This window comes from Plantibacter elymi (nom. nud.) (genome assembly GCF_900177795.1).
Lineage (GTDB): Bacteria > Actinomycetota > Actinomycetes > Actinomycetales > Microbacteriaceae > Plantibacter > Plantibacter elymi.
In genome coordinates this window covers 29,223-56,050 of sequence record NZ_FXWJ01000004.1, presented here as the reverse complement: position 1 = coordinate 56,050, position 26,828 = coordinate 29,223, and the positions used below count along the sequence as shown (strand labels likewise).

Here is a 26,828-nt window from a genome sequence, read left to right as displayed (position 1 = left end):
CCGAATAGGCTGGGGGCCGAGGACCGATGGTCCTCTCGATCGCGCGTCCTGCGCGATCACCGCACGGCGCTGCAATTCTGCGCACGACACACAGCGAGGTTCCCATGCCCACCGGCAAGGTCAAGTTCTACGACGAGGAGAAGGGCTTCGGCTTCATCAGCTCTGATGACGGCCAGGAGGTCTTCCTGCACGCTTCCGCACTGCCCGCGGGCACGGCCGGCGTGAAGCCGGGGACGCGGCTCGAGTTCGGCATCGCCGACGGCAAGCGCGGCGCCCAGGCGCTGTCCGTGCGCGTCCTCGAGGCTCCGCCCAGCCTCGTCAAGCTGAAGCGCAAGCCGGCCGACGACATGGCGATCATCGTCGAGGACCTCGTGAAGCTCCTCGACGGCATCGGTGGCGACCTGCGCCGCGGCAAGTACCCGAACAGCAGTCACAGCACGAAGATCGCTGCCGTGCTGCGCAAGGTCGCGGACGAGCTGGATGCCTGACGCCGACCAGGAGACGCCGGTCGAGGATCGCGACGTCACGGCCGACACGGACGCCCGAGCGGAGTCGGACGAGCATCGCTCGGACGATGGCGCCGATGGCGAGTCGACCCCGGCACCCGTGCCGGACGAGACCCTGATCGCGGCCGTGGAGCTCGCGCGCGAAGCGCTGCAGGAGATCACGCCCGCGAGCACGGTCGGTGAGCCGGCCGGGCACGTCGTGGTCGACGATCACGTCGTCTCGCTGCTGTTCGCGAACACGATGGCCGGCTACCCCGGGTGGTTCTGGACGGTGACGCTCTCGCGGACCTCCGACGACGCCGCGCCCAACGTGCTCGAGACGGAGCTGATGCCCGGCGATGGCGCGTTGCTGGCTCCGCAGTGGGTGCCGTGGTCGGAACGCCTCGCGGACTACCGCGCCGCGCAGGAGGCTGCGGCTGCTGCTGCGGCTGACGACGCGCTCGACGACGCGGACGACACCGACGAGTTCGACGACGAGGACGATGTCGCGCTGTCCGGGGATCCTCGCGACCGCGACCGCGACGGCATCGAACTCGAGTACGACGAGGACGACGTCGATGCGGCGTCGGACGACTCGGACGACGACGACTCGGACGAGGACGAGGACGACTCGGACGAGGACGAAGACTCCGACGAGGACGACGACCGGTTCGAGGACGAGTAGCACTCGCGCACCACGCGACAGACGAACGGGCGGCCGAACCTCGAGAGGGTTCGACCGCCCGTTCGGCGTTCAGCGGGGGAGTCGGATCAGAGCGCCCCGACGACGTGTTCGATGCTCGCGATGAGCTGACGGACGTCTGCGGGGTCGATCGCCGTGAAGGTCGCGACGCGCAGCTGGTTGCGGCCGAGCTTGCGGTAGGGCTCGGTGTCGACGATGCCGTTCGCCCGCAGGGTCTTCGCGACCAGCGCGGCGTCGATGGCGTCGTCGAAGTCGATCGTGACGACGACCTGCGAGCGGTGGTCGGGGTTCGTCACGAACGGTGTCGTGTAGGAGGTGCGCTCTGCCCACTCGTACAGGGCGCCGGAGGACTCGGCCGTTCGTGCCGATGCCCAGGCGAGGCCGCCGTTGCCGTTGATCCACGAGATCTGCTCCTCGAGGAGCACGAGCGTCGACAACGCGGGAGTGTTGAGCGTCTGCTCGAGTCGGGAGTTGTCGACCGCGTTCTTCAGGCTCAGGAACTCCGGGATGTAGCGGCCGCTCGCCGCGATCCGTTCGATGCGCTCGATCGCCGCGGGGGAGCAGAGCGCGAACCACAGGCCGCCGTCGGATGCGAAGTTCTTCTGCGGTGCGAAGTAGTAGACGTCCGCCTGGCTCGCGTCGAAGTCCACACCACCGGCGGCGCTCGTCGCGTCGATCACCGTGAGGGCACCGGCGTCGCCGGAGACGCGTCGCACCGGGGCCATGACGCCGGTCGAGGTCTCGTTGTGCGGCCAGGCGTACACGTCGACGCCCTCGACCACCTCGGGATCGATGCGGGATCCACCCGGCACCTCACGGACGTCCGGAGCGGTGAGCCACGGGGCGCCCGCCGCCTTGGCGAACTTGCCGCCGAACTCGCCGAAGACGAGGTTCTGGCTGCGCTGCTCGATGAGGCCGAACGCGGCCGCGTCCCAGAACGCGGTCGAGCCGCCGTTGCCGACGATGATCTCGTAGCCCTCGGGGGCGCGGAACAAGTCGGCCAGGCCGGCGCGCACGCGGCCGACGAGCTGCTTGACGGGAGCCTGACGGTGGGAGGTGCCGAGGAGGGACAGGCCGGCCTCGGAGAGCGCTGCGATCTGCTCAGGTCGGATCTTGGAGGGGCCGCAGCCGAATCGACCATCGGCGGGCAGAAGGGACGTGGGAATCGTGATCTCCGGCATACGGCGATTCTAGAGGCGGGGGCCTCATGGCGTCGTGCCACGGTGCCCGGATGCGTCCACGCGGGGCGGAGTGGCTTGGCGCGGGAACGTCGCCGCCGCGCACTAGGCTTACCGGGAACGTGCAATCGGGCAGGGAGGGCGTCGATGACCGATTTGATTGACACCACAGAGATGTATCTCCGCACCATTCTGGAGCTCGAGGAGGAGAACATCATCCCGCTTCGTGCGCGGATCTCCGAGCGTCTCGGGCACTCCGGACCGACGGTCTCGCAGACGGTCGGTCGGATGGAGCGCGACGGACTCGTCGTCGTGTCGGGCGACCGGCACCTCGAGCTCACCGAACCGGGCCGACGCAAGGCGGTCCACGTCATGCGGAAGCACCGCCTGGCTGAGCGCCTCCTGAGCGACGTCATCGGGCTCGAGTGGGAGTTCGTCCACGAGGAAGCCTGTCGCTGGGAACACGTCATGAGCGAGCAGGTCGAGCGCAAGCTGCTCGACATGCTCAACCACCCCACCGAGTCGCCGTACGGCACGCCGATCCCAGGACTCGACGAGTTCGGCGACAGCCCCGCCGTCGCCTTCTCGCAGGGCGTCATCAACATCGTCGGCCTCGTCGAAGGACGCTCCGAGCCGGTCACGGCGACGGTCCGACGTCTCGGCGAACCGGCGCAGGTCGACCCCGAACTCCTCCTGCAGCTGAAGCAGGCCGGCGTCATGCCGGGTCGCTCGGGAACCTTCGCGGCAGCGGGTGGCTACGTGCTCGTCACCATCGACGGTGTCGAGGGCGGCCTCGAGCTGCCCAACGAGCTCGCGACGCACATCTTCGTGGAGACCCCTGCAGCGTGAGCATGAGACGCGTATGAGGATTCCCTCATGTGCCCGTTTTTCCGTGATCGAAACGTGACTTTCTGAGGGGTAACCCGTAGGCTGTCACTCGTCCTGAAGGCCATGATCTGGCCCAAGGGAGACAACCGAGGCACCCCCTAGCCCGTCCCTCGGCCACACGAACCGACACCAATCGTCGGATGGGGCTGCGCCATGCCGATCGCGTTACCGCGATCGTCGTCGCTCATGCGGGGTGCCGGAGGAATCCACTTGACTGCAGCTGGCGAGAGCGGCCCCGACCAGGCCGAGACGACCCCGAACGTCCCCCTCACCCGGAAGCAGCTCCGACTCCAGGAGCAGGCTGCGAAGCAGGCGGAGGCGAGCACACCGTCCCAGTCGGACGCCGACGACGCACTCGTCGCCGACGTCGCTCCGGACGCACCCGTCGACCACCCCGAGATCGTCCTCGACGATGCCGTCGTCGAGGAGGCCGACGTCGCCGTCACGACCGGCGAGGTACGTCTCGACGAGCGGCCGCTGACGAAGCCCGCCGCGCCGGAGCCGACGGCCCCGCAATCCTTCACCGTGACGTCCGCCACCGACGCCTCGTTCGCGACGGTCGCTCCGCTTCGCACCGGTGCAGACCGCGTCGCCCGCAGCAAGCCCCCGGTCAAGCCGTCCGCGTCGACGGTCGCCGTGCGCAAGCCGAAGCCGTCCGGAGCCCGACCCGGCTCCGTCCGCGGCGTCGCCACGATGGCCTTCCTCGTGCCGGCACTGGTCGCCACCGTCGCCCTCCCCGCATATGCGGCGAGCAGCAGCGCGCAGACCGAGTACGGGACGTCCGCCTCGGAGCAGCTGAAGACCTCCGGTGCCCAGAGCGTCGTCGCTTCCGACAAGGTGGCCGACGCCCCGATTTCTCGTGACCTGTACAGCGCGACGACGCCGGACGAGCTCGCCGAGCGTCAGCGTCAGCTCGACGCCGCCGCAGCGGCCAGCAACGCCACCTACTCGATCACGGTCGGCGCACGCCAGGCGGGCGACGACTACCCCTGGTTCGATCAGGCTTCCGACGACGAGGGCGGCGGGCTCTCGCCCTTGCGCTACTACTACCGCGAGTGCGTGGACTTCGTGGCCTGGCGGCTCAACCGCGACGCTGGCACGCCCAGCGGGAACTGGGCCTTCACCTGGGGCAACGGCCTGCCGCCGAGCAGCGCCTACGGCTGGGCCGACTCCTGGCAGTACAACAAGGGGACGAACGCCATCGCCGGCTCCGTCGCCTGGTTCAACTACAACCACGTCGCCTATGTGCAGTCGGTCAACGCCGACGGAACGGTCACGCTGGAGGAGTACAACTGGGGCTCTGCGCGTCACAGCTACAACACGCGCACCATCGCCGCGAGTGCTGTGGCCCTCTACCTCTACCCGCCGGGCGTCGGCTGATCCGACCCGCTCGACCTGGATCGCGTCCCTCCACCGGAGGGACGCGATTCGTCGTCGATGCGCGGTGACCGTTCGCGACCAGGCGGTGTCCGTCATCCGAAGCCGAGGTGGCGCGGAAGGGAATTCTCCTGCAACGTGCGGAAATCCGGTCGCTGTGGGTTAATCTGGTGCTCTGCAACTCGGAGAGGTTCAGGAGCTGATGCACGCTATACGTCGCCACGTGGTCGCGAATGGTCGCGGCCTCTACGTGCTGCGGCATTCCAGCCAAGCGTGCCGCGGCTCCGCCGTGGGTCAAGAGGGTGCTGTCGTCATGACAGTGCCCTTTTTTGTTCCCCGGAAACGACTCGATCCGGCGCGTCAGGGACGCTGCAGGTGGTGATCGTCGACCGGTCGCGGCAGCCGTCGTGGCCCTTCGGAAGGGAACGTGCATGCGCACACTGGTGTTGAACGCGGGCTACGAGCCGCTCGCGATCGTCTCGTTCAAGCGGGCCCTCGTGCTCGTGATGCATCACAAGGCGACCGTCGTCGAGATCGACTCCTCGCATCCTGTGGTGGCGACGAGTGGATCGTTCGATCGGCCGTCGGTCATCCTGCTCACCAGATACGTCCGGATCCCGAACGCCCGCCGGGTGCCCGTGACGCGCCGCGGGGTGCTGCGCCGCGACGGACACCGCTGCGCCTACTGCGGGAAGGCTGCGACGACGATCGACCACGTGCAGCCGCGCTCGCGCGGGGGTGTGGACAGTTGGGAGAACCTCGTGGCCTGCTGCCTGCGCTGCAACAACGTGAAGGGCGACCGTACGCCGATGGAGATGAACTGGAGTCTCCGGGTCTCACCGGGGACGCCGCACGGCTCGCAGTGGATGGTGCGGGGCGTCGAGCGCTCGGAGCCCGACTGGGAGCAGTACCTGGCGCCCGCCGCCTGAGCGACCGGCTAAACTCGACGGGTCAGCCTCTGTAGCTCAATGGAAGAGCAGTTCCGTCCTAAGGAAAGGGTTGGGGGTTCGAGTCCCTCCAGGGGCACCGTCGGAGGTGCGGCCGTCGAGCTGAGCACGGCTTCGCATGTCGGGTAGGGCTGCGGGCACGCCGTAGGCTCGAAGCATGACGCACGACCTCCACCGCCAACTCGAACGCGACGCCATCACCCTTCGTCAGCTGCGGTCGGCCGTGGTCGTCGCGGATGCTCGGACGCTCGGCGCCGCGGCGAACCTGCTCGGTGTCGCACAGCCGAGCCTCGCGCAGCAGCTGCGGCGGCTCGAGGCCGCGCTCGGGGTCGAGCTGTTCAGCGTCCTGGGGGAGGAGTACCGCCCGACGCGTGAGGGGCAGCGCTTCCTGTTGAAGGTCCGTACCTTCATCGACGTCGTCGCCGACATGGATCCCGCGTCACCGGCTCGGCACATCCGGGTCGGCCGTCCGCCGACGACGTGGGACGCGGTCGTCTCCGAGGCCGGCCGCCGCATCGACGTCCCAGCGGTCGCCGTCGCGATCGAACCGGTCGAGCAGCTACACCTCGTCACCACCGGTCGTCTCGACGCCACCATCGTGCGTCTGCCGATCGAGTTGCCGGACGAGCTCGCCGCCGAGGAGATCGCTGCACTGCCGCTCGGCGTCGTCATGCGCGCTGCGCACCCGCTGTCGGCGAAGGACGTCATCGAATGGTCCGATCTCGCCGACCAGGAGCTGCTCCGTCCCGAGCCCGGCAAGGACCCGGCGTACTCGGCGTGGTTGGCCAGCGCGCTCGCGGCGCGCGGCTGGTACCCGCGCTCGCTGACGATCGACGCGGGGAACGACACCCTGTTCCTCGATGCCCTGCGCTTCGGTGAGCGACTCGTCGCCCTGCGTCCGGTAGCTGCGATGCGGGAGGACGACGGTCTGTGCTGGCGGCCGTTCGCCGACGCACCTGAGCTCCGCGAGCGGTTCGCCTTGGTCACCCGCCGCGAGTGAGTTCGCTCGGTCTCAGTCGGTGATGACACCCTCGATGCGCCCTTTTGCGACCCGACCGGGATCTTCTCGCGATCAAGTCGGTCGACTTGTTCCGAATTTCTGCCGCGTTCGACACCGTCTTCTCAGCTCGGAGTGGGTACGCTTATCCCTGAATCGGGGGATGACAGAAGCAGGAAACGCACATGCCCGAACGACGACCACAGCAGCAACGAGGTCATGAACGACGCCAGACCGTCGTGGAAGGTGCCGCCCGGATGTTCGACCGGGTCGGCTACGGACAGGCGAGCCTGTCGGACATCGCCCGCGAGGCGGGGACGACGCAGGGTTCGCTCTACTTCTACTTCCCCTCGAAAGAGGAACTGGCGATCGCCGTCATCAACGAGCAGAGCACGCGCTCGATCGCTGCGCTGACCGCGCCGACCACGGCGCCCTCACCGTTCGGTGGGCTGGTCCAGGCCTCCCGCCTCATCACCGAGCAGCTGCTCACCGACCCCATCACCCGCGCCGGCCTGCGGCTGTCCCTCGAGCAGGGCGTCATCCAGGCGCCGACGACCGCGTTCCACGAGCAGTGGATCGCGAGCGTCGAGGAACGGGTGCAGGCCTCGATCGAGCTCGGTGAGTTGCAGTCTGCGCTCGAGCCGGCGGAACTGGCGAGGTCCTTCGTCGCGTTCTTCACCGGGACACAGCTCATCTCGAACCTGTTGGCGGGTCGGACCGACCTGCTCAACGCGGTCGACACCATGTGGCGGATCCTCATCGCGGCGGTCATCGTCGCGGACCGCCAGGCCGAGGTGCTCGCCGTCCTCGACGCAGCCTTCGACGCGCAGGACGCCTGAGCGGTCGGGTGCACGTTAGGGGCTAGCCCTGACGCATGCGCCGTGAGGTCACCCTAAACTGAATCGGGTGATTAACTCACTTTGCTGATCGTCGTGTGACGACGGATGGATCACGGTGTGCGGGGGCATTCCGCGTTCCATCGGCGAAGCGTTGGTTCACGTGCCGGGCTGGGCGATGTCGTGGGGGGATCGCCCAGCCGACGGCGTGTGGACGCTTCAGCGGCCGGCGCCGGGCGGCGCGTACCGGTGCTCTGGACGCCCGGTGGTCCCGTATTGCAGCTGGGTCGTCAGGAGACCGCGGGCGGCCAACGCGGAGAGGTACCGTTGCGCCGTCGCACGTGAGACGCCGACCAGCTCGGCCACTTCGGCGGCCGAGCGCTCGCCGTCCGCCTCCGACACCGCTTCGAGGACGGCCGTCTCCGTCGCGGACCTCGACCGGGTCATCGCCCCGGCGTCGCCGGAGTGCAGGATGCGCAAGGCGCGCTCGATCGTCTCCTGGTCGGCGTTCGCCGCCTCGCCGAGGACGTTCCGGAACCGGGCGTAGGCGGCGAGCCGATCCTGGAGCACCTGTGGCGGGAACGGTTTCACCAGGTAGCCGAGGGCTCCGGCACGAAGCGCTCGGCGCACAGACGCACCATCCGACGCCGCGGAGACGACGATGGTGTCGATCGGGAGGTCCACGAGGAGCTCGAGCCCGTTCCGATCCGGAAGATAGCCGTCGAGGAGCACGAGGTCGGGTGGCTCGGCGGCGATGCTCCGCGTGGCCTCGGCGGCTGAGCCGACGGGGTTGAGCGCGCGGAACCCGTCGACCTCGTCGACGATCCGGCAGTGCAGGCGGGCGACGTGGAAGTCGTCGTCGACGACGAGCACGGTGAGATCGGCCGCCATCATCCGTCTCCCGCCATGGACGGCGCCGGCTCGACCGTCCCGGGGAGCCGCGCGCAGAAGACCGCTCCGTGTTCGCCACGGACGCCGGGGGAGGCCAACCAGACGTCTCCGCCTCGACGACGGGCGATGTCGCGTGAGAGGGGCAGACCGAACCCGTGGCCATGGACGTCGTCCAGGTCGCTCTGGTCGCTGGTCGGCGCGGCGGGTGGAGCCTCGTCCTGGCCCGTCGCCGCGACGCCGTCGCCCGAGTCCATCACGGAGCAGTGCAGCTCGGTACCGTGGTCGAGGACCTCGACCTCCACCCAGGCCGGTCGGACGCGGCCCGCGACGGCCGCGTTCACCGCATTGTCGAGCAGGTTGCCGAGGACGGTGGTCACGTCCTCAGGATCGCACAGGGAGCCGGTGACGAGGGTCTCGGAGCCGATGGTGACCAGCACCCCGCGTTCTGCGGCTTCGACCCCCTTCGCACCGAGGAAGGCCTGGAGGTAGGGCTCGGTGAGGCGGTCCGCGTGTTGGACAGGGTACTTCAGCGGTCCGTGGTCGAGCACGTTGGCGAGATAGTCGCGGGCCTCGGCGTCCTGCCCCGTCTCGAGGAGGCCGGAGATCGCGTGCAACCGGTTCGCGAACTCGTGCCGCTGAGCGCGGAGCGCGGTCGTCATCGTCGCGACGGCGTCGAGCCGCCGGGTGAGTGCCTCGACGTCGGTGCGGTCGCGGAGGACGACCACCCGACCGAGGTCGACGCCGTCCCGGGACACCGGCCGGACGTCGACGAACAGGACGCGGGATCCGACGACGAGCTGGGCCGAGGCCGGCGACGCGGCGTCGTCCGCGACCAGGTCCACCAGTCGATCGGGCAGGTCGAGGTCGTCGAACCGGCGCCCGACGACCGACCCGATGCCGAGGAGCCCGGCCGCCTGATCGGTGCAGACCGTCACGGCGCCGTCCGGCGAGACACCGAGGACGCCTTCCCCGACTCCGCCGAGGACGGCAGCCTGGTTCTGCACGAGCGCGGCGAGTTCCTCCGGTCCGAGGCCGAGGGTCAGCCGCCGCAGCCGGCGCCGGATGAGCATCGAAGCGACCAGGCCGATCGTCAGCGCGAGCAGCGCTGCGCCCGCGACCAGCGCGGTCTCGCCCACGACGTCGGCGAACACCCGCTGCGGGGCGAACCCGACGCTGATCTCGCCGACGACCTCGCCGGCGCCGGCCGAGATCGCAGCCCCAGCAGTGTCGGAGGACTCGGCGGCGAAGACGGGCACCTTGGCGCGGGCGGACGGGCCGAGGGTGCCGGTCTCCCATGAGACCGACTCGGTCCCGGCCAGGGCCGCTTCCGCACTGGTGCTCACCCGGAGCCCGAGCTGGTCGGCGTCGGGGTGCGCCAGGCGGATCCCGCGCTCGTCGGTGATGACCACGAACAGCGCCCCGGTCCGTGCGCCGACCTCACGGCCGAGCTCCTGCAGAGGGCCGGTCCGGAGGTCGGCCGCCGTCGGCGTCCCCGGGGTACGTGCCTCGAGCGTCACGGCGGTGCGGACGTCGGGGTCGCTCGCGACACTCTGGGCGATCGCGAGGGCGGTGGCCTGGGCCTCGTGCACGAGGCGCTCGCTGCTCATCCAGGCGAACACGCCCGTGCACACGGCGACGACCGCGATGACGACGACCAGCTGCAGGACGAGCACCTGCGCCGCGAAGCTGGAGCGCCCGCCCCGTCGTCGACGTGGCCGCTCCGCTTCGTCGCCGATCATGGCTCCGATCGTACGTCGCCGGGACGATGGGCGGCGTCGACCGCATGGTGAGCAGAATGCGCAGAAGGTGGTGTAACCCGCAGATCCGAGCCGAACGCCCACAAGCGAGACAGCTCCGTGCCGCTCCCGTACGGTTCCGTGAACGCCCGCCGCGCTCGGTCCATCGCCCGTGTCGCCGCGCCGCGTCCCGTCGTGCACACCGCGGTGCACGCAGACGAAGGAGTCGACATGCTGGTCATTCTCGGATTCGCGATGATCCTCACCTTCATGGTGCTGATCATGACGAAGCGCCTCACCCCGATGGTGGCGCTCATCATCGTCCCCACGGTCTTCGGGCTGTTCGCCGGCGCCGGACTCGGGCTCGGCGACATGGTCATCGAGGCGATCGGCAGCCTCGCTCCCACCGCCGCCCTGTTGATGTTCGCGATCATGTACTTCGGGATCATGATCGACGTCGGGCTCTTCGACCCGCTCGTCCGGTTCATCGTCCGTGCGCTGGGCAATGACCCGGCGAAGATCGTCGTCGGTACGGCGCTCCTCGCGGGCGCGGTGTCACTCGACGGCGACGGGTCGACGACCTTCATCGTGACGACCGCCGCGATGCTGCCGATCTACCTGCGGCTCGGCATGAACCCGGTCGTCCTCACCTGCGTCGCCGGGCTCGCGAACGGCACGCTCAACATCGTCCCGTGGGGTGGGCCGACCGTCCGCGCCGCTTCGGCCCTGGGGGTCTCGCCCACCGAGATCTTCGTCCCGATGCTGCCGTCGCTCGCCGCCGGCCTCGTCCTCGTGTTCGCCTTCGCCTGGTTCCTCGGGCTCGGGGAGCGCAAGCGCCTCGCGGGCGTCGACCTCCTCGGCGACGGCACCTCCGGCGTCGCCGCACCGGGTTCGGGTTCCGGGCCCGCCGACCACCCGCTCACCGGCGGCATGTCGACGACCTTCTCGACCAGTGCCCGTGGGCGCCTCGCGACCCTCGTCCGCCCCGACGACACGGCCATGGCCGACACGATGCTCGACCCCGAGCGCGACACCCTGCGCCCGCGACTCATCTGGGTCAACCTCGTGCTCACGGTCGCCGTCATGACGCTGCTCGTGCTCGACCTCGTGCCGTTGCCATACGTGTTCATGGTCGGAACCGCCATCGCCCTCCTGGTGAACTTCCCGAGGCTCGCGCAGCAGTCCAAGGAGATCGTCGCCCACGCCCCGAGCATCGTCGGCGTCGTCTCCATGGTGCTCGCGGCCGGTGTGCTCATCGGCGTCCTCAACGGGACCGGCATGGTCACCGCGATGGCCGACTGGATCGTCGACATCATCCCGACGGAGCTCGGTCCGTTCCTCGCGGTCATCACCGGGGTGCTCAGCATCCCGATGACCTTCTTCATGAGCAACGACGCGTTCTACTTCGGCATCCTGCCGGTGCTGGCCGAGAGCGCCTCGACCTTCGGCATCGAACCGGTCGAGATGGCGCGCGCGTCGATCACGGGTCAGCCGGTCCACCTGCAGAGCCCGCTCGTGCCGGCCATCCTCCTGCTCGTCTCGCTCGCCAGCGTGAACCTCGGCGACCACCACAAGAAGGTCCTGTGGCGCGCCGCGATCGTCTCACTCGTGATGCTCGTCGTCGGCGTGCTCGTCGGCACCATCCCGTTCGGCTGACGCCGGCGGGCGCCGAGCGTCAACGCGTGGTCGTCCAGTCGAGGTTGACGAGGTCGCCGATGTAGATGTCGAGTCCGAGACCGGGGATCGACGGGTTCATGCGGAGCAATTGCTGCTGCGGCAGGTCGAAGCGCTGCGCGATGTCGAAGAACACGTCGCCGGCGACGACCGTGTAACCGATCGGGTTGCCATCCGCGTCCGAGACGACCGGGCCGAGCGCGCCGTCCCGCGGTCCGAGGTCGAACGCGGGGCCCTCCGGAAGGGGTTCCGCCGGTTCCGCCGGCGCGTTCGGCACGATCGGCGCCGGTTCCGGAGGCAGCGCGTCGCGCGCAGTGGAGGTGGGCACCGGGGCGACCGAGGGCGACGGGTCCGGCTGCTGGGTGACGACGACCGTCACCGGCGGCGGGGCCGGCTCCGAGACGCAGCCGCTGAGGGCGAGGAGACCGACGACGCCGATCGCGAGGTTCCGGGCGTGCGACAGCGCACGTCGACGTCCGGTCGATTCGTTCGGCCCCACAGCGCATCCCCCCAGGATGGACCGGGCCCTCAGCGCGGTCGGCGGGGCTCGGTTGAACCCTCAGCCTACGGCGAGGCGCTGCGAGTCCGAGCAGGGCTACCCCCGAAATCCCGAGCGCCGGAGGCCCTCCAGTAGGCTGCTGGAACGCGCATCGAAGGAGAGCCATGACGGAGCAGGACATCGACCGGACCGGAACGGGAACCCCCGCGGCAGGCCCGTCCACCGGCTTGCGCTGGGGCATCCTCGGCCCCGCCGGCGTCGCGAAGAGTTTCACCGCCGACCTCCGACGGCACGGCTTCGACGTCCGGGCCGTCGCCTCGCGATCCGCCGAGACCGCAGCCGCGTTCGCCGCCGAGTTCGACATCCCGAACGTCCACGTGGGGTACGAGGCGCTCGCCGCCGACCCCGAGGTCGACGTGATCTACATCGCGACCCCGCACCCGTTCCACGCCGAGCAGGCGGTGCTGGCGCTCGACGCCGGGAAGCACGTCCTCATCGAGAAGCCCTTCACCCTCAACGCCGCCGAGGCGCAGGCGGTCGTGGCGCTCGCGGCGGAGCGCGGCCTGGTCGTCCTCGAAGCGATGTGGACCCGGTTCCTCCCGCACATGGTCCGACTCCGCGAGTTGCTCGCCGACGGTGTCATCGGACAGCCGCGCAGCCTCGTCGCCGATCACACCCAGCTGCTCTCGGACGACCCGGAGCACCGCATGAACAACCTCGAGCTGGGCGGCGGCGCGCTGCTCGACCTCGGCGTGTACCCGGTCTCCTTCGCGTCGTCCGTCTTCGGGACCCCGACGACGATCCAGGCCACGGCCGCGCTCCGCGATACGGGGGCGGACATGCAGGTCGCGACCCTCTTCGGCTACGCGGACGGCCAGGTGGCGAACACCCTGTCGGCGAGTAACACCGTCGGTCCGAACCGCGCGGCCATCGTCGGGACCGACGGCTGGATCGAGTTCGACCGCGTCTGGTACACGGCGACGACCTTCCGAGTGTTCGGCACCGACGGCGAGGTCGTGGAGACCTACCGTTCCGAGGTGGACGGCCGCGGCATGCACTTCCAGGCGTGGGAACTCGAACGGCTCGCCTCCGAGGGCCGCCTCTCCGGTGACATCATGCCGCTCGCCGAGACGGTTGCGATCATGGAGACCCTCGACGAGGTCAGGCGCCAGATCGGCGTCCGGTACCCGGGCGAGTGACCCGGGGCACCTGAACACGCGGGTCGAGACCGCTCCGCCGTGCCCGAGCGCCCTCGTGCAGCTCGATGGCGTCGCTGTAGTGCCCGATGAGGGCGCTGCTGACGCTCTTCCAACTGCGCGGCAGGACGCCTGCCCGAGCCGCGGCACCGAACGCCGCCCGCTTCACCTCGTCGCCCACGAGGTCCTTGACGAACCCGCGCAGCTGGTCGAGCCTGCCGGGTTCGTAGAGCCACCCGGTGCGACTGGAGTCGACGAGGTCGACCGGCCCACCCCGACCGGTCGCGACGACGGGTACGCCGGAGGCCATCGCCTCCTGGATGGTCTGGCAGAAGGTCTCGGACTCGCCGGGGTGGACGAACACGTCCAGCCCCGCCATCGCGACCGCCAGCTCCTCGCCGCCCAGGAACCCGGTGAAGACCGCGTTCGGGAGTCGCTGTTCGAGCGACGCACGCAGTGGCCCCTCGCCGACGATGACGAGCTTCACGCCCGGGAGTCCACCGAGCACCGCGAGGTCCTCGACCTGTTTCTCGGCCGCGAGCCGACCGACATAGCCCACGATCCGTTCGCCGCCGGGAGCGACGGAACGACGCCAGGCCTCGCTGCGCCGTTCCGGGGAGAACCGGACGGCGTCGACGCCGCGCACCCACAGGCGGACCCGCGGGATGGCGTGCGCCTCCAACTGCGCGATCGACTGCCGTGACGGCGCGAGCGTGAGGGTCGACCGACCGTGGAGGCGCTCGACGTGTTGCCACAGCAGCGCTTCGGCGACCGGGAACCCGTACCGTCCGGCGTAGGCCGGGATGTCGGTCTGGTACACGGCGACGGTCGGGACGCCCAGGCGCTCGGCGGCCTGGACACCGCGCCAGCCGAGGACGAACGGCGAGGCCAGGTGCACCACGTCGGGGCGGAAGCCGCGGAGGAGCTCCGTGATCCGGCCGACCCCGCCGGCGGCGACCCGCACGTTCCGGTAGCGGGGGAGCGGGATCGACGGGACGCCGTCCACCCGGAAGCCCTCGTGGAGCCGCGGCGTCGATGCTCCGGCACCGGGGGCGATGACGAGCACCTCGTCCCCTCGGTCCGCGAAGTGTTCCATGATGCGGAGCAGGGAGTGGGTGACGCCGTTCATCTGCGGCAGGAACGACTCGGTCACGATTGCGATCCTCACACCCATGATGCTCCGCGTCGTACGGGTCGCAACGGTGCCCGGCGGGCGACGTGTCGGTGACCATCGGGTGACATCGCGGTGCCGCACGATGAGGCGCAGCCTGCTTTACTTATCCCATGAGTGCTGGTGGATTCGGAGGCGGCGGCGGGATCGCGTCGGAGCGGGTCGAATCCTTCTCGTACACCCCGGCGCGACGGCTGCGGCCCAACGCGAAGGTCCTGCCGGAGCACGCCCGCGGCCACAACCGGGCGCTCGTCCTCCAGACCCTCTTCGCCAGCGGGGCCATGAGTCGCGCCGACATCGCCCGCGCCACCGGCCTGACCCGGGTGAGCATCTCCGACCTCGTCGCCTCGCTCATCGCGGACAACCTCATCGTCGAGGTCGGCCTCCGCGAGACCTCTCGCCCGGGCAAGCCCGCCACGCTCATCGACATCAACCGCGACGAGTTCCAGATCGTCGGCCTCGACCTCTCCGACACCGAGGTGTTCCGAGGTGCCGTGCTGACCCTCGACGGCGAGGTCGTGACGATGCTCGAGGTGCCGCTCGACGGTGCCACGGGGGTGGATGCGATCGCGAAGGCCGTCGCGCTCGCCGCGGACCTCGTCGAGGAGGCGACGGTCGAGGTGCTGGGCATCGGGGTCGGTTCGCCCGGCGTCGTCGACATGACCGGCACGGTCCGCAGCGCCCCGAACCTCGGCTGGACCGACGTCGACCTCCAGGGCGCGATCGAGCAGGTCGCCCAGGTGCCGGTCATCGTCGCGAACGACGCCAACGCCGCGGTGCTCGCGGAGTACAGCTTCGGTGGCGCGGACGGCGACCTCATGCTCGTGAGCGTCGGGAACGGCGTCGGAGCGGGGCTGCTCGTGGGCGGCCACCCACTCTTCGGGAGCCGGTTCGCGGCCGGTGAGATCGGCCACGTGGTCGTCGGCACCGACGGCGGGCCGCTGTGCGCCTGCGGGAAGCGGGGGTGCCTCGAGGCCTGGCTGGCCGTGCCGCACCTGCGTGAGCTCCTCGCGGCGGCCGAGGCGAGCGATCTTCCCGCCGCGGAGGTCGAGCGGCGCCGCGAGGAGATCCTGCGCGCCGCAGGGGAGCGCCTCGGTGTCTCGCTCGCCGCGATCGTCGGTGCGCTGAACCTGTCGGAGATCGTCGTGAGCGGCCCGGAGGAACTGCTCGCCGGTGTGCTCCTCGACGCCGCGATCGAGACCGTGCGGGCGCGTACGATGACCGAGTTCCACGGCGGCGTGCAGATCCGGATGAGCGAGCAGGGCGCCGACATCGTCCTGCGCGGCACCGCGGTCATGGTGCTCTCCGGCCTCCTCGGCGTCTCCTGACCCTCGGACGACGCGCGCGTCGCACATTTCCTCGGCGGACTCGGCGAAAAACCGCACCGCTTCCCGGTGTTTCCCCCACCGGGCACGTATGGTGCAAGTGTGTGGCGGCTAGAGAAGAGACGGGATGACGGCGACGTGACGTCCGGAGTCGAACGGGAAGCGGCGGAGGCACAACTCCGCGAGGGTCCCGTGGCGGCATCGGCAGGCGTGGTCGACACGGCGCTGCACGCCTGGCGTCAGCAGCTCAGCACGGTCGGCGGCCCTTCGCCGCTGCTCCACTTCGTGGACGGCCCGACGACCCGGGTGGAGCTGAGCTCGACGCATCCCGGTGGTCTGCCGCAGTTCATCTCGGGCAAGTCGACGCTGCTGTCGAACCTCATCCGCGACGAGATCGCGCTCCGCGGTGCGAAGCGCGCCGCCGACCGCATCACGACGAAGGGCATCGAGCTCTCCACCGTCCGCGGCATCGACGCCGTCCACCTCGCCGTCGGCCTCGCCCAGTGGACGCATCAGGGTGAGGACTTCAGCGCGCCGGTCCTGCTCCGGCCGCTGGCCATCCGCCGATACGGTCGCGACTACGAAGTCAAGCTGCGTGGTGCCACCACCGCGAACCCGGAGCTCGTCCGCGCCCTGCGCGAGCAGTTCGGCATCGTCCTCGATCCCGACGAGTTCGTCGCGCTGAGCGAGTCGGGCGGGGTCTTCAAGCCGCAGCCTGTCATCGACCGCCTCCGCTCGCTCGCCGCCGGGCTCGAATGGTTCACCGTCCAGCCGCGTCTACTCGTCTCCTCCTTCGCCGCCGTCGGCCACTCCCTGCTCGACGACGCCGCCAAGCTCGACCACCCGATCCTCGACGCCGTCGCGGGCGACGAGGGTGCCGTCGGCCTCGTGCGCAGCAGCTTCACGCCCGTCGACGCACCGGGCCAGGACGACCGCCCGCCGTCGACCGACACCCTCCTGCTCGACGCGGATGTCGAGCAGGAGAACGTCATCGCGCAGATCGGTGCCGGCAACTCGCTCGTCGTCACGACGCTTCCGGGCACGGGCGGCACGCAGACCATCGTGAACGCCATCGGTGTCCTCGCATCGCAACACAAGCGCGTCCTCGTCGTCAGCCCCCGTCGCTCCACGCTCGAGGGCATCCGCCACCGCCTGACCAAGGTCGGTCTGCCGGGTCTGTGCGCGTCGCCGTCAACCCTCCGCCGCGACCTCATCCAGGCGATCACCCGCAACGAGCGGTCGATCCCGCCGCAGGTCGGCGAGGTCGACGACGCGCTCGTCCGGCTGCGACGGGTCCTCATCGACTACCGCACCTCGCTGCAGGCGAAGGACCCCGATCTACGGGTCTCGGTCATCGAAGCGCTCGAAGCGCTCTCGAAGCTCTCCAAGCTGCCGCACCCTCCGGGAACCCTCGTCCGGCTCGACCGCCAGACGCTCGTCGGGCTCGCCGCGGGCCGCTCCCGCGCGGCGGAGGCGCTCGAGGGCGCGGCCGCTCTCGGCGAGTTCCGCTACGGTCCGGGCGACTCGCCCTGGTACGGCGCGTCGTTCGACACGACCGCGGAAGCCCAGGAGACCCACGACCTCGCCAAGCGCCTGCACCGCAAGGACCTGCCGCAGCTGCTGGAGCGCGCGTACGGCCTCATCGGGCAGACGCAGATGCGGCCCTTCGAGTCGATCGACGAGCTTGGCATCTACCTGCGACTCCTTGCGGACATCCGCGAGACGCTCGACCGCTTCCAGCCCGACGTCTTCGACCGGTCGCTCGCCGACCTCATCGTCGCGACGAGCCCGCGGAAGGACTCCGCCGCGATGTCGTCGGCGAGCCGCCGTCGACTCAAGGCCCTGGCCAAGGAATACCTGCGCCCCGGCGCGCACGTGCCCGACATGAACGCCGCCCTCCGCCGGATCCAACAGCAGCGCACCCTGTGGCAGCGCTATGTGACGACCGGCGCGCCGCCCGAGGTGCCGCTCGGTATCGCGGACGTCGAGCAGGCGTACCAGACGGTCGCCGCGAAGCTCGAGCTGGTCGACCAGCCGCTCGGTATCGCCGACACCCAGGACCGCCTCGGACGCCTCGCGATCCCGAGTCTCGTCCGCACGATCTCCGAGCTCGCCGCCGAGTCCGAGGTCCTCCACAACCTCCAGGAGCGGACCGCGATCCTCGCCGGCCTGCGCGAGCAGGGTCTTGGCGAGCTCATCGTCGACCTGTCCCAACGGCACGTGCCGCGGACGCGCCTCGCCGACGAGCTCGAACTCGCGTGGTGGCAGTCGATGCTCGAACTCGTGCTCACCGAGGACCGCGGTCTGCTCGGCGCGAACACGAGCGTCGTCGAGCGTCTCGAGTCCGATTTCCGACTGGTGGACGAGGCGCACGCCTCCGCCTCCGGGCAGCTCCTCGCCTCGCTGCTGGCCGACACCTGGAAGATCGGCCTCGTCGACCACGCCACCGAAGGCATGGCGCTCCGCTCGCTCCTCAAGCGTGATCGACCGCTTCGGGCGGCTGAGCTCGAGCAGGCGGCACCCACACTGTCCCGCGTCCTCGCGCCGGTCTGGCTCGTCTCGCCGTACGAGGTGCCTCGCATTCCCGAGAGTGCGTCCTTCGACGCCGTCTTCCTCGTCGACGCGGGGGCGACGCTCCTCGCCGAGAACGTGGACGCCATCCGTCGTGCGCGTCAGGTCGTCGCTTTCGGTGACCCCGTCACGCAGAGTCCGTCACCCTTCGAGATCCGTCTGACGGATCAGGAGGCGACCCCCGAGCAGCACGCCGACATCGCCGAGCTGCACCGTGAGTCCGCGCTCGAGCAGCTGAGCTCCGTCCTGCCGACCCTCATGCTGACGCGCTCCTACCGCGCCGGAGGCGAAGACCTCGCAGAACTCGTCAACGAACGTTTCTACGGCGGCCAGATCGACTCCCTGCCGTGGGCCGGCTCGTTCCTCGGCCACGGCAGCCTGAGCCTCGACTACGTGCCCGGCGGGCTCGGCATGCCCGACCCGGTCACCGGAGCGGTGGAGAGTGTCGACGTCGAGGTCGATCGGGTCGTGGAACTCGTCCTCGAGCACGCCTCGAACCGCCCGAAGGAATCCCTGATGGTCGTGACCGCGAGCGACAAGCATGCGGTCCGGGTCCAGCAGGCGGTCCTCGCAGCGTTCTCGCGTCGTGCCGACCTCTCCGACTTCCTCCTCCGCGAGCGGGCGGAACCGTTCACCGTCCTGACGCTCGAGCAGTCCGTGGCCGAGAGCCGCGACCGCGTCATCTTCTCGATCGGGTACGGCCTGACGCCGCACGGGCGGGTCCTGTCCGACTTCGGTGCGCTGGGCCAGCCAGGCGGTGACCGGCTGCTCGCCGTCGGCATGACGCGCGCACGGCGGTCCATGGTGATCGTCTCGTGCGTCCGCCCCGAGGACCTCGACCAGAACCGGATCCAGCACGGTATCCTCGCGCTCGCACGCATCCTCACGGACACGTCGCGTCGCGCCTCCGAGGATCAGGCGACGCACGAGGCCGAGCCGATGCTCGTCGACCTCGCGACGCGCCTCGAGACGCTCGGGATGCGGGTCGACATGGGCTACCGCGGCAAGCTCGCCCTGGTCGCCTCGTGGGGCGGCCGAGCCGTGGTCGTCGAGTGCGACGAGGAACTGGGCGACGCGAGCCTCCGTGAGTCGCTGCGGCTCCGCCCCGACGTCCTGCGCCGCCTCGGCTGGCACTACGTCCGCGTGCACAGCTTCGACCTCTTCGCCGACGCCGAGGCGGTCGCGCAGCGCGTGGCCGGTGTGCTCGGGCTCAACACGACGGAGCACCTCGACACCGCGCCGATCGCCGTGCAGGTCCCACGCCACTGATGGTCGGACACTGATCATGCAGGACGATCAGGAGCCACGGATCGTCCGTCCCCGAGGATCGAGGCGGGCGATCCGGCCCGGTGCTCCCGGGACCGATCCCGCGCCGCAGCTGCCGGCCGATCCGGTCAAGGCGGCGGAGGACACCGACGCCGCTTGGGGTGGCGCAGTCAAACCGGCTGGCGGCGGTGGCAACGACGAGGAGCTGCAACGCAACGTCCCGCCCCACTGGTGAGCGGGACGGGACGTCGGTGCCACTGGACGAGCCGGACTAGCGGCCGTCTGTCGTGTCGTCGCGTGCGGGCGGCAGCGGAGCGCTCGTGCCCGTCTTCAGCACGTCGCGGATCTCGGTGAGGAGTGACAGCTCACTCGGTGCTGCCGGCTCATCGGCGACGGTCGGCTTCGTCGTGATGCGCTTGAAGTGGTTCATCGGCAGCACGATGACGAAGTAGACGACGGCGGCGACGAGCACGAACTGGATCGCTGCGCCGATGAACGCGCCGAACTGGAGCTTCGCCGTCGCTCCGGCGAGCGTCGGGATGTCGACGACGAAGGCGTCCTTCAAGCTCTCAGCTTGGAACAGCGCGCCGAGCAGCGGGTTGAAGATGTTCTCGACGAGCGAGTTGACGATGGCGGTGAACGCGGCCCCGATCACGACGGCCACGGCCAGGTCGATCACGTTGCCGCGGAGGATGAACTCCTTGAAGCCTTTGAGCATGGGGTCTCCCTGTGGATCGGGGATGGGCAGGACCCTGGCTACGCTACCGGCTCAGGACGCGGCGCTCCCGGCGGAGGCCGGTGTGGCGCTGGAGCTGGAGCCGGAGCTGGACGAGCCGCCCGAGGAGGAGGATCCGCCCTTGGCGTCCGAGGAGGACGAGCTCGACGACCCTTCCGAGGACTTCGAGGAGGCCGGGATCGAGCTCGAGCCCTTGCCGGCACCGGCGCGGGAGTCCGTGCGGTAGAAGCCGGAGCCGTTGAACGTGACACCGACCGCGCTGAACAGCTTGCGCAGCTTGCCGGAGCACGCCGGGCACTCGGTGAGGGAGTCGTCGGTGAAGGACTGCTGGACGTCGAAGGCGTTGCCGCACTCGGTGCAGCGGTAGGCGTAGGTGGGCACGGGGTCTCCTGGGATGTGGTGGGTCGGCGCGCTCAGCGGCGCGGTCTGACCTGGTCGAAGTCGAGGATGCGGCTCGGGGTCACGGCGCCGCCGACGGGTTCGTCATGGATCTCGCTCGGGACTTCGTCGAGGATCTCGGTGTCGTACAGCACGGCGTAGACGGGAGGGCAGCGCTCCATCGAGCCGAGCGTCTTGTCGAAGTACCCGCGACCCCAGCCCATGCGCATGCCGTGTGCGTCGACGGCGGCCGCAGGGACGAGGATGAGGTCGACGTCGTTGATCGCGATGGGACCGAGGGTGGTACCCACGACCTCGGGGGTGCCGGCGAAGCCCACCGTCTCGATGCCGTCTTCGCCGATCGTCCAGTCGAGGAGCCCGTCGGTGCGGGTGATGGGGAACAGGATGCGGATGCCCGCCTCCTGCGCCCACTGGAGGAAGGGACGGGTGTCGGGTTCACTCGGGGAGGAGAGGTAGCAGGCGATGGAGGTCGCGCCGAAGCGGGAGACGAGGGCGCGGAGGTTGTCCGTCAGGCCGGTGGTCGACCGCTCCTTCTCCAGCGAGGTGAGCAGCTCCCGCCGCTCACGGAGCTCGGCGCGCAGCGCTCGTTTCTCGTGTTCGGCGGGGCTCGTCATGCGACCCATTCTAAACGGCTCGTCGTCGCGCCCGGCTCGTTGCCCGACGTCTTACCCGACATCCGCCGCCTCGTCCAGGGGTTCAGGGGATTTCACCCTCGTTCGAGGGGGTATTCGGCGACTTACCCGACTCCACACGATAGGTTTTCCCTCATGACCACTCGTGTTACCAAAGCAGTCATCCCCGCAGCAGGTCTCGGCACCCGGTTCCTTCCGGCGACGAAGGCCCTGCCGAAGGAGATGCTCCCCGTCGTCGACAAGCCGGCCATCCAGTACGTCGTCGAGGAGGCCGTCAGCGCCGGGCTCGCCGATGTGCTCATGATCATCGGCCGCAACAAGAACGCCCTCGCCAACCACTTCGACCGCGTGACCGAGCTCGAGCTCAACCTCGCGAAGAAGGGCGACACCCAGCGCCTCGAGAAGGTCAACGAGTCGAGTGAGCTCGCCGACATCCACTTCCTGCGCCAGGGAGACCCGAAGGGCCTCGGCCACGCCGTCCTCCGGGCCAAGCGCCACGTCGGCCACGAGCCCTTCGCCGTACTCCTCGGCGACGACCTGATCGACGCCCGCGACGTCCTCCTCGAGCGCATGCTCGATGAGCAGGACAAGCGGAACGCCACGATCATCGCCCTCATGGAGGTCGACCCCGACTCGATCCACATGTACGGCGCGGCAGCCGTCGAGGCCACCGACGACCCCGACGTCGTCCGGGTGACCGGCCTCGTCGAGAAGCCCGCGAAGGAGGATGCGCCGTCCAACCTCGCCATCATCGGCCGCTACGTGCTGAAGCCCGAGGTATTCGAGATCCTCGAGCGCACCGAGCCGGGCAAGGGTGGCGAGATCCAGCTGACCGACGCACTCCAGGAGATGGCCGCAGACGTCGAAGGCACGGGCGGCGTCTACGGCGTCATCTTCCGTGGCCGTCGCTACGACACGGGCGACCGCCTCGACTACATCAAGGCGATCGTGCAGCTCGCGGTCGACCGCGAGGACCTCGGTCCCGAGCTCCGTCCGTGGCTCAAGGGCTTCGCCGGGGACCTCGACTGAGTCCATCGGACGACACACGACGCGCCCCGGGTCCGCAGCAGCGGATCTCGGGGCGCGGTGCTGTCGGCACCACGGTGTCGGTGCAACGGTGAGTGCTCCACTAGGCTCGCCACAGAACGCGAGAGGGGTGGCACGGTGGCGCAGGTCGTACCCGTTCTGAGCAGTGGGCGAGTGAGCATCCGGCCGATCAAGGTCCGTGACGCGAGGCCGCTCGAGCGCGAGCTCGCGGAGAACCGAGCCTGGTTGCGCCGCTGGGAGGCGACGAGCCCCTACGGCCCGGTCCCGGCCGACAGCCGTGCGGCGATCCGGTCGTTGCAGAACCATGCCCGCTCGGGTGCAGGCCTCCCGTTCGTCATCGAGGTCGACGGGGAGTTCGCCGGCCAGCTCAACGTCTCCGGCATCACCTACGGATCGCTGGCCTCGGCGTCGATCGGCTACTGGGTCTCCCAGCGGTTCGCTGGTCTCGGTGCCACACCGATCGCGACCGCCCTGGCCACCGACCACTGCTTCACCGCCCTGCAGCTCCACCGTCTGGAGATCTGCATCCGGCCCGAGAACGCTCCAAGCCTGCGGGTCGTCGAGAAGCTCGGGTTCCGGTACGAGGGACTGCGGCGCCGCTTCATCCACATCGACGGCGACTGGCGCGACCACTTCTGCTTCGGCCTCGTCCGTGAGGAGGTCCCGGGCGGCGTCCTGAACCGGTGGTTGGACGGCCAGGTCCCGAAGGACGCGTGCGTGATCCCCGAGGCCGACCGTCTCGCGGCCGCGTCGCCGTTCCCCACCCGCTGAGCCGGCTCCCCGGTCCCTGAGTCCACCTCCGCCGGTCCCTGAGTCCACCTCCACCGGTCGCTGAGTCCACCGCCGCCGGTCGCTGAGTCCACCTCCGCCGGTCCCTGAGTCCACCTCCGCCGGTCCCTGAGCTTGTCGAAGGGCAGCGTTCGCAGGGAGACACCTGCCGAAGCCATTTTCCCCCTCCATCCGGGGACACACCCGACGACTGCCCGTCTCCGGTCGTTGCACCCGCTACGGTCAGGGACATGGACGGCGGATTCCTGAGCGGTGGGGTGATCATTCTGGTCGCAGCGATGCTGTGGCTGGTGTACCTGGTGCCGTCGTGGGTGCGTGACAGTCAGTTCTCCGCCAGTGAGCGCAACGCGATCCGGTTGCAGCAGACGCTCCGTGTGCTCGCCGAGACGGCTGAGGTCCCGGAGGCCGTGCGGCTCGAGGCGACGTCGCGTGAGGTCGCAGCGCAGCGCAAGCTCCTCAAGCAGCTCGAGGCGAGGACGAAGGCGACGGCCGAGGCCGCGGCGCGCGTCGAACTCGCCGAAGCCGATCGCATCCGCCGCGAGGAGGAGGCCAGGGCCGTGCAGGCCGAAGCCGCCGCCCGTGCCGCGGAGGATGCTCGTCGTGCGGCCGCTGCCGCAGCCCGTGCCGTGCAGCGCAACGCCCGAGCGGCGAAGCTCGCGCGGAGTCGTCGTCGCTCCAGGCTGCTCGCGACCACCGTGTTGGTCGCCTCCATCATCGGGCTCTGCTCCGGCGTGACCGCGTTCCTCGCGGGTGGCGGTCTCGTCCTCGGTATCTCGTCCACGGTCGTCGGGCTGCTCGCTCTCTCTGCGCTCTCCCGCATGTCGCGCATCGCCCACCGTGCCGTCGCGCCGGTACCGGCGGTCGCCGTCACGACCAGGCGTGTCGAGTCGGCGCTCTTCGAGTACAACGAGCCCGTCAAGGCGGCATCGCAGGCGCAGACGTGGACCCCGACGTCCATCCCGAAGCCGCTCCACCTCTCCGAGGGCTCCTCGGCTGCCGCCGAGCTGGCGAAGGCCGACGCCTACGATCGCCTGCGCCAGGCGGCCATGCAGGAGGCCATCGCCTCTCGCGCCGAGCGTCTCGCGCCGGTCGTACCGACGATCGTCCGTCGTCCAGAGCCCGTCGCCGCTCCGCAGCCCGAGCGCGTCGAACCGCAGCCGGCACCGAGTCGTTTCGCCTCGATGGGTGTCGTCGACGAGGGCGAGATCGCCGCCGGCGGCTCGACCCTGCTGCAGCGTCGCCGCGCCGCAGGCTGAGTCCCGACCGCGCCCGTCCGGTCGTTCATGAACCGGTCACCGGCGACGGATAGACTCGTCGAGGGGGTTCGTCGCTCGGTTCTCGTCGACGCCCTGGAACGCGAAAGGTGACCATGGGCGTGTGGCGGAAGAGCCGGCGGAAGCCGATGAAGCCGTACGTCGCGCCCCCTGAGGTGGCTCCGCCGCCGGTGGAGCACGCGGTCGAGGAAGGTCTCCTCATCGCGCGGTCCTGGACCGTGGTCGAGGTCACGAACTGGATCATCGAGCGAGCACTCCGCGACGGCGCGTCCTACGACGCCGAGGCGACCCAGGCGGCTGTCCGGCGCGAGCTGGGACGCATGGCTGATGAGCAGGAGGAGTACGCGGACCTCGCACGGGAGGCGCGCCAGACAGCTTTCCAGCGTCGGGGGAGTGCGCGCCACCAGCACGACTACCGTGCGGGTGACCTGAGCGCCCTGTCCCGTCGCCGCGAGGTGTACTCGGGGCTCGCCGCCGAACTCCGTCGGGTGAGCAAGGACGAGGAGTTCGTCGCGGCGATCGCGGAATCCGCTCGTGAGCGTGCGTGGGGCGACCTGGAGCGCGCCATCCAGGCGAAGCTCGACCGGGTCCTCGACGAGCCGGTCGTCGACGAGTACTATCGGCGTGCCCGGAGCCAGCGGCTCCGCTGGTTCCGCGATCTCGACCTCGCTGCCCTCATCGCCGCCAATCCGAAGGACGGCAGCATGCCGGTCGACGACGGTCCGAACCCGTACGAGGACTAGCACGGCCGGTTCGAAACGGCTCGCCGGTTCTGCTAGCCTGGACGAGTAGTTGGGCCCATGGCGCAGTCCGGTAGCGCACCTCGTTCGCATCGAGGGGGTCAGGGGTTCGAATCCCCTTGGGTCCACCAGCTGCAACGACAACCCCGCACCTCACGGAGCGGGGTTGTCGCGTTTCCGGGTGTCGGCAGCGTCCTGTCCCGTGTCGGCGGTGCCCCGCGTCCTGTACGGTCAGGGGCACGGCGCCGCTTCGGTTCCCGTGAACGGGACGAGCAGTCATGCCATCAGCATCCGAACCGACCGTGCAGCGCGACGCCGTCCTCGGGGTGATCGGCACCTCGCTGAAGCCCGACGAACGACGCGTGCCGATCCACCCGGCGCACTTCGAGCGCATCCCGGAGGAGTTCCGGTCTCGGATCGTCGTGGAGCACGGCTACGGTTCCCGGTTCGGCGTCTCCGACGAGGAGATCGCGCCCTACGTCCGCTCGTTCGCGACGCGCGCCGAGGTCATCGAGCAGGCGGACGTCGTCCTCCTGCCGAAACCACAGCTCGAGGACGTCCAGGAACTCCGCGACGGGCAGACGCTCTGGGGCTGGCCGCACTGTGTCCAGGACACCGCGCTCACCCAGCTCGCGATCGACAAACGGCTCACCCTGATCGCCTTCGAGGCGATGAACCACTGGGCCGCCGATGGTAGCTTCGGGTTGCACGTCTTCCACAAGAACAACGAGCTCGCCGGCTACAGCTCGGTCATCCACGCGTTGGAACTCTGCGGTTCCACCGGCAGCTACGGCCGTCGCCTGACCGCCGTGGTCATCGGCTTCGGCGCGACCGCCCGAGGTGCCGTGACCGCACTCAACGCCCATGGGATCCACGACGTGCGCGTGCTCACCAACCGCCGGGTCGCGGCGGTCGCAGCACCCATTCACTCCGCCCGCATGATCCAGTTCGACCACGACGACGGCCCGTACCTCAGCGAGGTCATCACCGACGAGGGCCGCGTGCCGCTCGCGCCCTTCCTGGCCGAGAGCGACATCGTCGTCAACTGCACGCTGCAGGACCCCAATGCACCACTGCTCTACCTCCGCGAGGACGACCTCGGCGCGTTCCGGCCCGGCAGCCTCATCGTGGACGTCTCCTGCGACGAGGGGATGGCTTTCGAATGGGCGCGCACGACCGGGTTCGACGACCCGATGTTCACCGTCGGGCGCGGGGAGATCAACTACTACGCGGTCGACCACAGTCCGTCGCTGCTGTGGAACTCGTCCAGCTGGGAGAACAGTGAGGCGTTGCTGCCGTTCCTGCCCACGGTGTTGGCAGGGCCGGACGTCTGGGTCGACAGCCTGACCGTTCAGCGGGCCGTCGAGATCCAGGACGGCGTCATCCTCAACCCGGCGATCACCGAGTTCCAGCACCGGTCGGCCGAGTACCCGCATGAGGTCCAGCCGGGCTGATCGGTTCGTGGCAGGTC

General features: G+C 69.8%; 25 protein-coding genes and 2 tRNA genes. 19 read left to right on the top strand and 8 right to left on the bottom strand.

Annotated features, from left to right (window positions below):
- Positions 1 to 104 precede the first annotated feature (104 nt).
- Positions 105 to 488, top strand: coding sequence for a cold-shock protein (locus CCK91_RS12780; RefSeq protein ID WP_079705376.1), 384 nt, complete (start codon positions 105 to 107; stop codon positions 486 to 488).
- Positions 481 to 1,170, top strand: coding sequence for a DUF3027 domain-containing protein (locus tag CCK91_RS12775; RefSeq protein ID WP_086474369.1), 690 nt, complete (start codon positions 481 to 483; stop codon positions 1,168 to 1,170). Before CCK91_RS12780 ends, CCK91_RS12775 begins: the two co-directional genes overlap by 8 nt.
- Positions 1,171 to 1,256: 86 nt before the next feature.
- Here the strand turns inward: CCK91_RS12775 and serC are convergent, their stop codons facing one another.
- Complete coding sequence (serC, locus tag CCK91_RS12770) at positions 1,257 to 2,369, bottom strand: phosphoserine transaminase (RefSeq protein WP_086474368.1); 1,113 nt, start codon at positions 2,367 to 2,369, stop codon at positions 1,257 to 1,259.
- 144 nt (positions 2,370 to 2,513) lie between these two features.
- Here serC and CCK91_RS12765 point away from each other — a divergent pair, with 144 nt between their 5' ends.
- From CCK91_RS12765 to CCK91_RS12740, 6 genes are all read left to right on the top strand, one after another.
- Positions 2,514 to 3,215, top strand: a complete 702-nt coding sequence (locus CCK91_RS12765) for a metal-dependent transcriptional regulator (protein WP_079705381.1) — start codon at positions 2,514 to 2,516, stop codon at positions 3,213 to 3,215.
- A gap of 249 nt (positions 3,216 to 3,464) precedes the next feature.
- Complete coding sequence (locus CCK91_RS12760) at positions 3,465 to 4,634, top strand: CHAP domain-containing protein (protein ID WP_133059990.1); 1,170 nt, start codon at positions 3,465 to 3,467, stop codon at positions 4,632 to 4,634.
- A gap of 428 nt (positions 4,635 to 5,062) precedes the next feature.
- Positions 5,063 to 5,560: an HNH endonuclease gene (locus CCK91_RS12755; RefSeq protein ID WP_079001921.1), complete on the top strand. Its 498-nt coding sequence runs from the start codon at positions 5,063 to 5,065 to the stop codon at positions 5,558 to 5,560.
- A 25-nt stretch (positions 5,561 to 5,585) separates the two neighbouring features.
- Positions 5,586 to 5,657: transfer RNA gene (locus tag CCK91_RS12750), tRNA-Arg, on the top strand.
- 78 nt (positions 5,658 to 5,735) lie between these two features.
- Complete coding sequence (locus CCK91_RS12745; protein WP_086474366.1) at positions 5,736 to 6,578, top strand: LysR family transcriptional regulator; 843 nt, start codon at positions 5,736 to 5,738, stop codon at positions 6,576 to 6,578.
- Positions 6,579 to 6,760: 182 nt separating this feature from the next.
- Complete coding sequence (locus tag CCK91_RS12740) at positions 6,761 to 7,414, top strand: ScbR family autoregulator-binding transcription factor (protein ID WP_086474365.1); 654 nt, start codon at positions 6,761 to 6,763, stop codon at positions 7,412 to 7,414.
- 216 nt (positions 7,415 to 7,630) lie between these two features.
- On the opposite strand, the gene CCK91_RS12735 is transcribed toward CCK91_RS12740, so the two are convergent.
- Both CCK91_RS12735 and CCK91_RS12730 read right to left on the bottom strand, forming a co-directional pair.
- The gene (locus tag CCK91_RS12735; protein ID WP_086474364.1) at positions 7,631 to 8,302 is read right to left on the bottom strand and encodes a response regulator; all 672 of its coding nucleotides are present in this window, start codon (positions 8,300 to 8,302) and stop codon (positions 7,631 to 7,633) included.
- Positions 8,302 to 10,041 (bottom strand): sensor histidine kinase, encoded by a 1,740-nt coding sequence (locus CCK91_RS12730; RefSeq protein ID WP_086474363.1) that lies wholly within the window; start codon positions 10,039 to 10,041, stop codon positions 8,302 to 8,304. The genes CCK91_RS12735 and CCK91_RS12730 overlap by 1 nt, the downstream gene beginning before the upstream one ends.
- A gap of 228 nt (positions 10,042 to 10,269) precedes the next feature.
- On the opposite strand from CCK91_RS12730, the gene CCK91_RS12725 reads away from it, so the two are divergent.
- Positions 10,270 to 11,694, top strand: coding sequence for a CitMHS family transporter (locus CCK91_RS12725; RefSeq protein ID WP_086474689.1), 1,425 nt, complete (start codon positions 10,270 to 10,272; stop codon positions 11,692 to 11,694).
- Between the two features lie 19 nt (positions 11,695 to 11,713).
- Here CCK91_RS12725 and CCK91_RS12720 read toward each other — a convergent pair whose 3' ends face one another.
- Positions 11,714 to 12,211, bottom strand: a complete 498-nt coding sequence (locus tag CCK91_RS12720; protein WP_165767053.1) for a LysM peptidoglycan-binding domain-containing protein — start codon at positions 12,209 to 12,211, stop codon at positions 11,714 to 11,716.
- A 164-nt stretch (positions 12,212 to 12,375) separates the two neighbouring features.
- On the opposite strand from CCK91_RS12720, the gene CCK91_RS12715 reads away from it, so the two are divergent.
- Complete coding sequence (locus CCK91_RS12715; protein ID WP_085510392.1) at positions 12,376 to 13,410, top strand: Gfo/Idh/MocA family protein; 1,035 nt, start codon at positions 12,376 to 12,378, stop codon at positions 13,408 to 13,410.
- Here CCK91_RS12715 and CCK91_RS12710 read toward each other — a convergent pair.
- Positions 13,373 to 14,575 carry a glycosyltransferase family 4 protein gene (locus tag CCK91_RS12710; protein ID WP_086474688.1) on the bottom strand — a complete coding sequence of 401 codons (1,203 nt, stop codon included), beginning with the start codon at positions 14,573 to 14,575 and terminating at the stop codon, positions 13,373 to 13,375. The genes CCK91_RS12715 and CCK91_RS12710 overlap by 38 nt on opposite strands.
- Before the next feature lie 116 nt (positions 14,576 to 14,691).
- Between CCK91_RS12710 and CCK91_RS12705 the strand changes: the two genes are divergently transcribed.
- The 3 genes from CCK91_RS12705 to CCK91_RS12695 all read left to right on the top strand — a co-directional run bounded on the left by CCK91_RS12705 (position 14,692) and on the right by CCK91_RS12695 (position 19,975).
- Entirely contained in the window at positions 14,692 to 15,906 is a 1,215-nt protein-coding gene (locus CCK91_RS12705) for an ROK family transcriptional regulator (protein WP_086474361.1), read from the top strand.
- A gap of 135 nt (positions 15,907 to 16,041) precedes the next feature.
- Positions 16,042 to 19,743: an AAA family ATPase gene (locus CCK91_RS12700; RefSeq protein WP_242664537.1), complete on the top strand. Its 3,702-nt coding sequence runs from the start codon at positions 16,042 to 16,044 to the stop codon at positions 19,741 to 19,743.
- Between the two features lie 16 nt (positions 19,744 to 19,759).
- A complete protein-coding gene (locus CCK91_RS12695; protein WP_086474359.1) occupies positions 19,760 to 19,975 on the top strand; it encodes a hypothetical protein in 216 nt (71 codons plus the stop codon).
- A gap of 36 nt (positions 19,976 to 20,011) precedes the next feature.
- Here the strand turns inward: CCK91_RS12695 and mscL are convergent, their stop codons facing one another.
- Genes mscL through CCK91_RS12680 form a run of 3 tightly spaced genes read right to left on the bottom strand, consistent with a single transcriptional unit; the run spans position 20,012 to position 21,489 of the window.
- Positions 20,012 to 20,458 carry a large conductance mechanosensitive channel protein MscL gene (gene mscL, locus CCK91_RS12690; protein WP_086474358.1) on the bottom strand — a complete coding sequence of 149 codons (447 nt, stop codon included), beginning with the start codon at positions 20,456 to 20,458 and terminating at the stop codon, positions 20,012 to 20,014.
- A 51-nt stretch (positions 20,459 to 20,509) separates the two neighbouring features.
- The gene (locus CCK91_RS12685; RefSeq protein ID WP_086474357.1) at positions 20,510 to 20,857 is read right to left on the bottom strand and encodes an FmdB family zinc ribbon protein; all 348 of its coding nucleotides are present in this window, start codon (positions 20,855 to 20,857) and stop codon (positions 20,510 to 20,512) included.
- 32 nt (positions 20,858 to 20,889) lie between these two features.
- A complete protein-coding gene (locus CCK91_RS12680) occupies positions 20,890 to 21,489 on the bottom strand; it encodes a 5-formyltetrahydrofolate cyclo-ligase (protein WP_086474687.1) in 600 nt (199 codons plus the stop codon).
- Between the two features lie 153 nt (positions 21,490 to 21,642).
- Here CCK91_RS12680 and galU point away from each other — a divergent pair, with 153 nt between their 5' ends.
- From galU to CCK91_RS12650, 6 genes are all read left to right on the top strand, one after another.
- Entirely contained in the window at positions 21,643 to 22,536 is an 894-nt protein-coding gene (gene galU, locus CCK91_RS12675; protein WP_085510398.1) for a UTP--glucose-1-phosphate uridylyltransferase GalU, read from the top strand.
- 135 nt (positions 22,537 to 22,671) lie between these two features.
- Positions 22,672 to 23,325, top strand: coding sequence for a GNAT family N-acetyltransferase (locus CCK91_RS12670; protein ID WP_086474356.1), 654 nt, complete (start codon positions 22,672 to 22,674; stop codon positions 23,323 to 23,325).
- Positions 23,326 to 23,573: 248 nt separating this feature from the next.
- On the top strand, positions 23,574 to 24,599 hold the full coding sequence (locus CCK91_RS12665) for a hypothetical protein (RefSeq protein WP_086474355.1): 1,026 nt from the start codon (positions 23,574 to 23,576) through the stop codon (positions 24,597 to 24,599).
- 107 nt (positions 24,600 to 24,706) lie between these two features.
- Positions 24,707 to 25,360, top strand: coding sequence for a hypothetical protein (locus CCK91_RS12660; protein WP_133059989.1), 654 nt, complete (start codon positions 24,707 to 24,709; stop codon positions 25,358 to 25,360).
- A 51-nt stretch (positions 25,361 to 25,411) separates the two neighbouring features.
- Positions 25,412 to 25,488, top strand: a tRNA-Ala gene (locus CCK91_RS12655).
- 147 nt (positions 25,489 to 25,635) lie between these two features.
- Entirely contained in the window at positions 25,636 to 26,811 is a 1,176-nt protein-coding gene (locus CCK91_RS12650) for a N(5)-(carboxyethyl)ornithine synthase (protein WP_086474353.1), read from the top strand.
- The last annotated feature ends 17 nt before the right edge of the window (positions 26,812 to 26,828 follow it).